This window comes from Nonomuraea salmonea (assembly GCF_042428605.1).
In the GTDB taxonomy this organism is placed as follows: Bacteria; Actinomycetota; Actinomycetes; order Streptosporangiales; family Streptosporangiaceae; genus Nonomuraea; species Nonomuraea salmonea.
The window spans coordinates 1-9637 of the sequence record NZ_JBHMCF010000026.1; the positions used below are offsets into that span (position 1 = coordinate 1).

The following is a 9637-nucleotide window of genomic DNA, read 5'->3' on the forward strand; positions in this document are numbered from 1 at the left end:
ACAGATTCACTCAACCACACTGCGGCATCACGGGCATGAACTCTCGAATCGCCCTCTGAGAGTCTGGCTGGCCCCCGACATGCTGATCATCTTCCGCATGTATCAAACCGAGTCGATCGACTTCGACGTCGATCTCAGAGAGTTGCAGGGGCAGGAGCGGTTGGACGCCCTCGTGGACTTCTTCTGCCTGCTCGGACGGCGTGTCGGGAAGTCCGTGTTGATGAGTGCGGAGGGATCTCCCGACCATCCGGATCTCGGGTTCGATATCGACGCTGACCGGGTGATACTGATGTAGATCCGGTTGATCCGAGCGGGTAGCAACTGTTGAGAGGATTGATCGAAAGCCAGATCGGGAACCCATCACTGACCCGGCTTTTCGCACTGAGAGCGGGTGACGGGAATCGAACCCGCGCTGTCAGCTTGGGAACCATCTACTGATCTTCCCGTGCTGAGCTGGGAAACACGGGTGCAGGTCAGAGCTGGTCGAGTGACCATGAGTACCCGCCAATCACCGCTGATCGCCGTCCGTTCTGGCCACACCACTTGGTGTTCGTTGCTCTTCTGGGGGTCGTGCCTCATATTCTTGATCGGGTCGCCGAGGGTGCGGCCGTGGAGGGAACGGGATGGGTCGTTACTCACGGGTCGTAGTCAAGCTGAGCGGCGAGGCGCTTGCGGGGGGTGCTGGTTGGGGGACCGATCCAGCGAGTCTCGCTCAGCTGGCGGATGAGATCCTTTCCGTCCACGAGTTGGGTGTTGAGGTCGCGGTGGTCATCGGCGGCGGCAACTACTTCCGCGGCCGGATGGCCGAGGGCTGGGGGATAGGCCGGGCCGAAGCTGACAACATCGGCATGCTTGGCACGGTGATGAACGCGTTGATGTTGCGTGGAGTGCTCACCGCGCGTTCACGAATAGACGTGCGGGTAATGACCGCTGTACCGATGCAGAGTGTCGCGGAGCCTTTCATCCGGCTTCGCGCCGACCGGCACCTTCGCCGCGGGTTGATCGTTCTGCTCGCCGGCGGTATCGGCCAGCCGTACGTCACGACGGACTATCCGGCCGTTCAGCGGGCTCTGGAGCTTGAAGCGGACGCGCTGCTGGTCGCCAAGCGCGGTGTCGACGGGGTGTACGACAGCGACCCGAACGTGAACCCGGATGCCAAGCGGTACACCAACCTCACCTACCGAGAAGCTCTGGCGGGCGAGGTAAGGGTGATGGACGCGAGCGCCTTCGTGCTCGCCAATGAGCAAGGGCTCCTCATGCACGTGTTCGACGTGGCGGCCACGGGCGTCATGAAGGCGATCTGCCAAGGCAAAGACGTTGGAACGAGGATCACCCGCGATCCGGCAATCTCGGGAGCATAGCCACTTCAGACGATCAGTGAGCGAAGAGAATCAAGGCCCGGTCCGGATCTCTGTCCTTATCTGGGCCTTCGGGCTTGAAGCGGGTGACGGGAATCGAACCCGCGCTGTCAGCTTGGGAACTGCATCGATCACGGCCCACTGAGGCGTTGAGCTGGGCGACAAGCCGGTCCTGAGTGACCGTGGTTGACCCCCCCGTCACCCCTCTTAATGGCCCGCTAATGGCCCGGCGATCAGCCTGCGACCTGCTGTTTCTCGCGCAACGCGCGGCACCGATCGGCACGCAATGGAGCATGTTGGAGCGGCTTGTCCCATCATGGAGGTTGTGATCGAGGAGCCTCTCACCGGCGGGAACAATGCGTTGGAAGTGGTGCGCGTTGGCGACACAGTGCGCCGCGCTCGTGATGCGGGCGCTGAGTTCGCTTCCCAGGTGCTGCTCTATCTGGAGTCTGTCGGCTACCCGTACGCGCCGCGCTACCTCGGTATCGACGAACACGGCCGGGACATACTGACCTTCATTCCAGGCAACACTACCGACCATCCCACGCAGCGAGCACCCGGCGCATATGCCTGCGGGGGGCGAATGCTGCGCGACCTGCATGAAACAACCGCCGGGCATGTCCTAGCAGCCGCCGCCGAATGCGTCATCCACGGTGACCCAGGCCCGTTCAATACCGTCTTTCAAAGGGGTATGCCGGTGGCCTTCATCGACTGGTCGTCAAGCCGTCCCGGAAACCGGCTTGACGATCTCGGCTACATGGCGTGGACCTGGTGCATCCAGTCCCAAGGCCGAGTCCCGATCGACCAGCAGGCCCAGCATTTGCGTGAACTACGCGACGGCTACGGCGACGTCGAACCCGAACAACTCCTGGGCGCGATAGTGCGTAGGCAGACCAGCATCGCTGACGTGGAGGCAGTCAACGCAAGTAATCACAACCTCACTGCGACCCGTCGCCAGCACGCCGAAGCCGCCATCGCCTGGGCGACAGCGGACCGCAAGCTTGTCTACGAGCACAAGGCACTCCTGCTATCTGCATTGGCATGACGTACCAGCCGTGAAGAGCTCGCAAGGCCCGCTGCTTCGTTGCCCAGTAAAAGGACGAAGGTGGGGTAGGCCATACCGCTGATCGACAGTACCGAGGTGCTCGGTGGGCCAGGGCTGAGGAACGAAGCCCTGGACCTTCGATCGCCCCCAACCATGCACGGTGTCCAGCCATGCAGTGGCGATCGTAGGGCTGTATCTGTGCGGCGGCGGGGCAACCCCGGTCGGTGCGTTCGGTTGGTACGGCGGGGCCGGCGTGCGGTGGCCGGCCCGGTGTCCCGCCCGCCGTCCGGGACCGGCCCCCAGGCCGCACGCCCGGACGGCGGGCGGGCGGAGGGCCGGGGGTACGGCGGCGCGCCGCGCCGCCGCTTGATGCCTACAAGAGCTGCACGGGCATAAGTACGCCATCGATGCCATACTCGGCGCCACCGCTCTCGCAGCCCCAGGCCCCGTCACGATTCTCACTTCCGATCCCGAGGACCTCGCCGCACTGTGCGGTGCACGCCTCACTGTCATCAAGGTTTGAGCCATGCCCTGGACCCCGCTGACTCCAACCGCGTAATGGCGCGCAGAGATCAACAGCCCGAGGAAGCAACGAAGCCCAGGTACCGGATCACCGGTTCACCTGGGCTCTCATACTGAGAGCGGGTGACAGGAATCGAACCCGCGCTGTCAGCTTGGGAACTGCATCGATCACGGCCCACTGGGACACTGAGCTGGGCGGCAAGTTGATCCTGAGTGACCGTGATTGTCCCCTCGTCACCCCTCTTAATGGCCCGCTAATGGCCCGACGACCAGCCTTCGACCTGGCGTGACCTGAGCACAGAGCCCTAGCCTGTGCGCCGTGAGAGTCGAACACAGCGCAACATTGCGGATCATGAGCGATGTGCACAGTCCCATCGAGATCTCTGAGGCCTTAGGTGTGCGGCTTTCAGCAGTCACCCATACTGGCGATTGGGAACTCGAAGCATCTGCTCACGGCAACGAGGCCTCGCTGGAAGAGCTCATCAGGGCAGTGACTGATCCTCTTCTTGGGCTTGCGGACGAGCTCGGTTCACTGGCCAGGGTGGGGGCAACGATCGAACTGCACCTTACGCGTGACCTGCTCGGGCCAGGAGTTGGTGCTCTGTGCTTCATGTTGGATGCCCCCGTGATCAAACTCCTGGGGGAGGTCGGCGCCGAAGTGTGGATCGACGAATACGACGAGGTCGAGTGGGAGCGCAACGCGCATACGCCGTCCGCGTGATCATCCCGGAGCCGGAGTGCCCCCGCCGGAGGCATCTATGGCGCCCTGCTCGGCATGGCGATGAGCGACCAGGCTCCAGAGAACCAAATCAGGTTGGAGGTGGGCCCCGCGCTCGGGGAGGTGGAGCTGAACGAGTTGTTCGGGGCGTCGTGGCCTGATTATCGTCCTGCTTCGTTCTCGGGGATGCTGGCCTGCAGTCTTTGCTGGGTGGCCGCATACCGTGAGGCGTTCCATCCCCCGTCGGGATGGGTGTGGGCGGGTGCGGGACACCGGCGAGCATCTCGGCAGCATGCGATGCATGGTGGAATGCCTGAGCAGAGCGTCAGCGAGGCCCGTTCGGGGGCGGGCATCCGCCAGCCCACCGTGTAACCAGGCAACGGGCGGGGCCGAGGGCGAGCGCAGCGAGCGTGGTTTTCAGGGGGGTCGAAGGGGGCGAAGTCCCCTGGGAGACACGGACCGGAACACCCATGCGCGAAGCGCTTCATGTGGAAGGCCATGCAGTGAGGCCCCGGAAAAGGATTGGAGCGGGTGACGGGAATCGAACCCGCGCTGTCAGCTTGGGAACTGCATCGATCACGGCCCACTGAAGTGCTGACCTGGGCGGAAGACCGGTCCTGAGTGACCGTGGTTGACCCCCCGTCACCCCTCCTAATGGCCCGGCGATCAGCCCGCCACCTGGTGCTCTTCTGCGCGACGCGCGCACGCCGTCCATCTGATCATCCCGTCTGCCGTCGACCCGCCCGAAGGGGAAGCGGGCCGGGGCCACGGGTACCAGATGGAGCGCCCTACCGGACGAACGATCTGGTATCCGTGGCCCCGGTCTGCTCGGCTCGTCCCGGGTCGATGGCGGACGGGATGATCAGCTTCCACCTCAGCAACCTACGAACCTCAGCCGTTGAGTAGTGATCATCCCGGAGCCTGAGGCCCGCCGGAGGCAAGGGCTTGGTTCTTGACCTAGAGGTTGTCATGCGCAGCGGGGGTTACATGATGATGATGCTGCGGAACCGCTCATGAGGTTCGTCCTGGGGGTGACAGCTCGGCTTCGGCGCGTGTGAGCCATGCCTCGTACCAAGCGTCGAAGGTTGGCGCAGGACCGAGATATATGGGTGTGGTCAGGTCGTAGAGCTCGCTCTCCAAGCTGGCGGGGGCGGTCTTGGCTGGTCGCCAGGCGCTTGCGTCGAGCCAGACATCCCACACCGTGCCCATCAACTCTCCTGCGGTTACCAACGCGGTGACACCCGAGCAACCCTGGGTGCCGATGAAGATGCAGCCGGGTGTGGGGCCGGGGGCTTGGATGCTGGGGCCGCCACCAGAGGTGGGCTTTGGATTGTGGACCCATGCATACCAGGCGTTGTAGATCTGCTCGGCGTCGCGACGGGTGAACGGGAAGGGTTTGGCAGGATCGCCCTCGGTTTCTGCTTCGATCTCCTCAGGTCCCCAGATGCCGTAGTACGGGCCCGCTCCGGGGCCGAGCTGGAGGAGGAACTCCCGGTATGCGGGCGGTAATGGGACACCGAGATCGTCTTCTAGAGCTTGGACCGAGGTGGGGTTGAGCGGAGTGTTGCGGTACTGGTGTCGTTTAGCGCCGAAGATGAGGAACCGCTCGTTGCGTCGGTAGAACTTATGCAGGTGTGCGGGTCGGCCGTTTTCGACGGCTCGCAGTCGGTCGAGTCTGGCTGTCATGGTCGCCATGGCGCCAGTATGAGGCTCTTCGTGGGCAATATGGCGGCAGCGTGGCGCTCAGGTCGGCGGGCTCGTTTGGCTGCGGCGGGGTGTGGGGCGGCTACGGCCCGGGCCGCCGCCGGCCGGGACCGGCCCCCAGGCCGCATGCGCGGCCGGCGAGGCGGTGGAGGGCCTGGTACGCCGGCGCGCCGCGCCGCCGCTTGATACCTACAAGAGCTATTCGGCAATCTTCCGGTCGAACACCCGGTCGAACACCCCGGCCTTACGGGCCTCTGCGATGAGTTCGACGAGATCGGCTACAAGCTTCGGGCTTGCGGCGATGGTCGCTTGGGCGGTCATGCTGTGCGGGCTACCGTCGAGATCGATCACCGTTGCGCCAGCTTCTCGGGCGATGATGACGCCTGCTGCGGTATCCCACGGGTTGTTGCTGAGCATTATGGCGGCATCGATCCTGCCGTGAGCCACCCACGCGAGATCGACCGCGGCGGAGCCGAACATCCGAATGCGCTGAACGCGCGCGGCGAGCTCTTCGGTCAGGGCGAACCTCGGCCGGTTACGCTCCTCGGCGTTCTCCCCCACTGCATAGTCACCGATCGCCACAATCGCACTCCGCAAGTCGCGGGCATCGCCCACCCGGATCGCAGACCCGTTGACGGCAGCGCCGGCCTCCTCAGCCGCCGCGTAGCGAAGGTCGAGGAACGGCAGGTCGATCACACCAAGCGTGGGGGCGTCCTTATCGACGAGGCCCAGGGAGACGCCGCAGAGCGGGATGCCGTGCAGGAAGTTGGCCGTCCCGTCCACGGGGTCCAGCGCCCACATCAGGCCATCACCCAGGCGACTGCCGCCTTCCTCTTCACCCAGAAAGCCGATCTCAGGGGTTTCACGGGCCAGGAATTCCCGTACGGCATGCTCGACGGCGTAATCCACCTCCGTGGCCATGTCCCGGTCACCCTTGGCCGTGATGACGCCGGGAGCCTTGATGCGGATGATCTCGCTGGCGATCGACACGGCTCGTTCAGCGATGGGGAGAAGAGTTCGGGTGTCGATGGTCATACGGGTTTGCTCCGCTCCCACACATCCCTGAACACCTGGTCGAAGATGGGGAACAACCCCTCTGCGGCGGTGCTGTCCGTGATCACAAAGGGAGGTGAATCGACTCCGCGTGCCTGCGGCAGGTACGGCTGGATCACGCACAACGCCCGGTCCACGATGATCAGGTTGTATCGGATCGTCTCGTCGTAGACGTGGAGTTCGAGGCACTGGGCCGACGTGGTGTCGAGCCGATCGCGCAGCCCGGGGCGGGGCAGAAGGACCTCAGGGCCCGCATGGGGCACGACAACGTACGGGCGGCCATGATCTACCAGCACGCGGTCAGAGGAGCCGACGAGGCGATCACCCACGCCATCGACCGGCAACTCGAAGCACGCGACGATGACGACGACGAGGGCACGACGGGCGCGCTGGTCCCGGCAGGGGTGATCAAGAGCTAATGGCCCGTTAATGGCCCGCAAAGATCAAACAAGGCAGGAAACAAGTAAGGCCCGGGTCGGGATCCACGTCCCCACCTGGGCCTTCAGACTGAGAGCGGGTGACGAAAATCGAACCCGCGCTGTCAGCTTGGGAACTCTTCAAGATCATGGACCCTGAGCAGGGGAAACGCTGACCTGGGCATGTGCCGGTCGAGTCACCGTGAGTTCCCGTGACTCCCTGCTGGTCGCTACGAGAACGGGCACGCAGCGGGCACGGGCTTACGGCCATTCAATGCGGACAAGGTAGACCTCGCGCTGCCGGTCCAGGACCACGTACGTGGCAAGGCCGCGCTCTCCGAACGGGTGCGTAAGCATGTTCGCCCGGGGATTTGCAGAGTTGTACGGGTCTCCACCCCACGGAGCGGTCTCCAGTAGTGCGAACAGATCCGCGAGCGGATGCAGTGCGTGATCGGGTAGCGCAGCGATCTGTTCCTCGGCTACGGGATCGATGACGAGCTTGAACACCTAGACATCGACCCCGCGAGCAGCAAGGATCTCCCGCCACGGCCTCCCATGAGGAACAGGTTCGCCGGCCAGAGCCTGTTGGGCTCGGACGTGCATCTGACGGCGCCCCTCGGGATCTTTTGCGGTGTCACACGCGGAGATCCACCAGCGGTGCACGAAAGCGTTCAGCGCTCCAAGATCCAGGCTCACCCTGACCTCGTCGAGCACGGCCTTGAGTCCGGCGTCGAAAGCCTCGCGATCTTCTGAGATGACCAGCGCGGCACGGATGGCCCGCAGGTTCTTCTCAGGCAGAGGCGCGCCGACGGAGATGAAGTCCTGCGGTTGTGCGGTCATACCCGCTCCCTTCCTTGTCCTCTAGAGACTACAGAGGAGGGGCGACATCCTTCACGCACACACGAGAGGTGGGCCTGTCACAGTACGAAGTGGAGCGGGTGACGGGAATCGAACCCGCGCTGTCAGCTTGGGAACTCTTTCAGGATTATGCCCTCCGACCAGGGAAAACGCTGACCTGGGCGTCCGCCGGTCGAGTGGCCGTGAGTCACCGTGACTCCCCGCTGATCGCTCTCCGAACGGGCACGCAACGGGCACGCACTTGCCAGTGCTCGCGTGAGCCGCCGATACTCGTGGTGATCCGCTGGCGAGCCCGCCCTCGTACCTGCTTGGTGAGCCGTTTGGCGCCGCGGCGGGGCACTGGCGCGGCGAAGGTGCTTGGAAGTCAGCGGATCTCCAACATGCGGATTAAAGGCTCGGCCGAGCATGGTCCCAGGCAATTCAATGCAGGCCAGAGGGCGTGGGCGGTCCATAGTGAACGTCCTTGGACGGCTTCGTATTGCAACCTGAACTGCAACTCTGAGGCGGGTCATCTGCGGGCGTCCAACGAAGTTATGACGGTAGTGACGATCAGCCGTATCCCGGCGATCAGTGCAGCAGGAAGAAGGAAGTAGGACCAGAACCGCCGCGCGTCCTGACCAGCTGTCCAGGCGATCTCGATCATCAAGGTCATAGCGGCGAGGGTGGCGGATGAGAAGAGGATCAAGCGCCGCTACGCGACGTCACGTCCTCACTTTTTCGACTCGTGTCTCTGTTCCCACGCGAAGGAGAGCGCCAGTGCGAGCGCCATGATCAGGCTCCACACTTCGAGTGCGCCCCAGAATACGCCTTCGTTCGGTCGAACATGCGATAGGTACGCGACGCCCGTTAGAGGGATGCAACAGAGTAATATCCCCCACCAGCGGCCGCTCTTCAGCCCTGCGAGTCCGAGCCCGAAGACAGCTATCACCGGCAGTCCGGCCAGAAGCACCAGGGGCCATGCCCATAACGCGGCCACAGCCCCCACACCCCACCCCAGCACGAGCATCGAGATCGCGGATGTCCCCAGGAAGGCGGAGATCCACCGCTGGTCGTCTCGTCGCACGCTCATCGCTCCCACGCCGAGGGAGGCCAAGGCAATGGTCAGCATCACCGCCGCCGCTCTGAGATCGTTGCGTTCAGAGACCCACAGAGCGATCACCGACGTCACGAAAAGCAGCGCAGCCAGGCTGTAAGCTAGTGCCGATAACCTCCGCACATTCTCCCCTTCCCCAAGAAAACGCGGACGGGATGCGCATGCACTACAAGGACATCCCGTGGCTTTCAGGTTCTAGTCCGCTGGCGAGCTGTTCTGTGTGATTGAAGCACCAGCAATCTCTGTCACCTACGGCGGGTCATGCAGAACCAGGCCGTCAATCTACTTCCAAGGCCCGGCCGCGGCCCTGGCCGATCAAGCCATGGCCAAAGTGGTGCAGCGTTGCGTCTTGGCCTACCAGTCCGCGACCGACACCCTGAACACGCGTTACAACCAGCAGGACACTTGCGCCGACCGCGCACCGGCGACCCGCGACCACCGTCGTGACCGAGGGAGATCCGCCCGTTCAGGTAGTTAAGCTCGACGATTAGCCACCTTGCACAGTGAGCCAGGGTGAGGAACGAACCCTGGATCGTCGATCGCCCCCAAGCACGTACGGTGTCCAGCCATGCAGTGGCGATCGTAGGGCTGCATCTGTGTGGCGGCGGGGCAACCCCGGCCGGTGGGTTCGGTTGGTACGGCGGGGCCGGCGTGCGGTGGCCGGCCCGGTGTCCCGCCCGCCGTCCGGGACCGGCCCCCAGGCCGCACGCCCGGACGGCGGGCGGGCGGAGGGCCGGGGGTACGGCGGCGCGCCGCGCCGCCGCCTTGATCCCTACAGGAACAATTCGGCAGTGTGATCGGCGTGGCCGATGTCCTGTCTCGCTTGATGGTTGACACTCTGGCCTCGCTTGATGCTTGACACCTTGATCG

At 64.1% G+C, this 9637-nt stretch carries 11 protein-coding genes and 1 pseudogene; 5 read left to right on the top strand and 7 right to left on the bottom strand.

Going from position 1 to position 9637, the window contains the following annotated elements; translation table 11 throughout:
* From ACFFR3_RS23675 to ACFFR3_RS23690, 4 genes and pseudogenes are all read left to right on the top strand, one after another.
* Positions 1 to 295: pseudogene (locus tag ACFFR3_RS23675) on the top strand (hypothetical protein); the annotation flags it as partial.
* 328 nt (positions 296 to 623) lie between these two features.
* Positions 624 to 1361 (top strand): UMP kinase, encoded by a 738-nt coding sequence (gene pyrH, locus ACFFR3_RS23680; RefSeq protein ID WP_379483864.1) that lies wholly within the window; start codon positions 624 to 626, stop codon positions 1359 to 1361.
* Positions 1362 to 1683: 322 nt separating this feature from the next.
* Positions 1684 to 2403: an aminoglycoside phosphotransferase family protein gene (locus tag ACFFR3_RS23685; RefSeq protein WP_345395044.1), complete on the top strand. Its 720-nt coding sequence runs from the start codon at positions 1684 to 1686 to the stop codon at positions 2401 to 2403.
* An 841-nt stretch (positions 2404 to 3244) separates the two neighbouring features.
* A complete protein-coding gene (locus ACFFR3_RS23690) occupies positions 3245 to 3646 on the top strand; it encodes a hypothetical protein (protein ID WP_379483865.1) in 402 nt (133 codons plus the stop codon).
* Positions 3647 to 4654: 1008 nt separating this feature from the next.
* On the opposite strand, the gene ACFFR3_RS23695 is transcribed toward ACFFR3_RS23690, so the two are convergent.
* The 3 genes from ACFFR3_RS23695 to ACFFR3_RS23705 form a co-directional block, all read right to left on the bottom strand.
* Positions 4655 to 5338 (bottom strand): SMI1/KNR4 family protein, encoded by a 684-nt coding sequence (locus tag ACFFR3_RS23695; RefSeq protein ID WP_364375287.1) that lies wholly within the window; start codon positions 5336 to 5338, stop codon positions 4655 to 4657.
* A gap of 207 nt (positions 5339 to 5545) precedes the next feature.
* A complete protein-coding gene (locus ACFFR3_RS23700) occupies positions 5546 to 6382 on the bottom strand; it encodes an inositol monophosphatase family protein (RefSeq protein ID WP_379483866.1) in 837 nt (278 codons plus the stop codon).
* Positions 6379 to 6663 carry a DUF5919 domain-containing protein gene (locus ACFFR3_RS23705; RefSeq protein ID WP_364386040.1) on the bottom strand — a complete coding sequence of 95 codons (285 nt, stop codon included), beginning with the start codon at positions 6661 to 6663 and terminating at the stop codon, positions 6379 to 6381. The genes ACFFR3_RS23700 and ACFFR3_RS23705 overlap by 4 nt, the downstream gene beginning before the upstream one ends.
* Between ACFFR3_RS23705 and ACFFR3_RS23710 the strand changes: the two genes are divergently transcribed.
* Positions 6574 to 6819, top strand: a complete 246-nt coding sequence (locus ACFFR3_RS23710; protein WP_345395030.1) for a hypothetical protein — start codon at positions 6574 to 6576, stop codon at positions 6817 to 6819. The two genes, ACFFR3_RS23705 and ACFFR3_RS23710, sit on opposite strands and share 90 nt — an antisense overlap.
* A 258-nt stretch (positions 6820 to 7077) precedes the next feature.
* Here the strand turns inward: ACFFR3_RS23710 and ACFFR3_RS23715 are convergent, their stop codons facing one another.
* From ACFFR3_RS23715 to ACFFR3_RS23730, 4 genes are all read right to left on the bottom strand, one after another.
* Positions 7078 to 7323, bottom strand: coding sequence for a hypothetical protein (locus tag ACFFR3_RS23715; RefSeq protein WP_345395028.1), 246 nt, complete (start codon positions 7321 to 7323; stop codon positions 7078 to 7080).
* Entirely contained in the window at positions 7324 to 7656 is a 333-nt protein-coding gene (locus ACFFR3_RS23720; RefSeq protein ID WP_345395025.1) for a DUF6247 family protein, read from the bottom strand.
* A 526-nt stretch (positions 7657 to 8182) separates the two neighbouring features.
* Complete coding sequence (locus ACFFR3_RS23725; RefSeq protein WP_345395022.1) at positions 8183 to 8326, bottom strand: hypothetical protein; 144 nt, start codon at positions 8324 to 8326, stop codon at positions 8183 to 8185.
* 57 nt (positions 8327 to 8383) lie between these two features.
* Complete coding sequence (locus ACFFR3_RS23730) at positions 8384 to 8842, bottom strand: hypothetical protein (RefSeq protein ID WP_364386035.1); 459 nt, start codon at positions 8840 to 8842, stop codon at positions 8384 to 8386.
* Positions 8843 to 9637 lie beyond the last annotated feature (795 nt).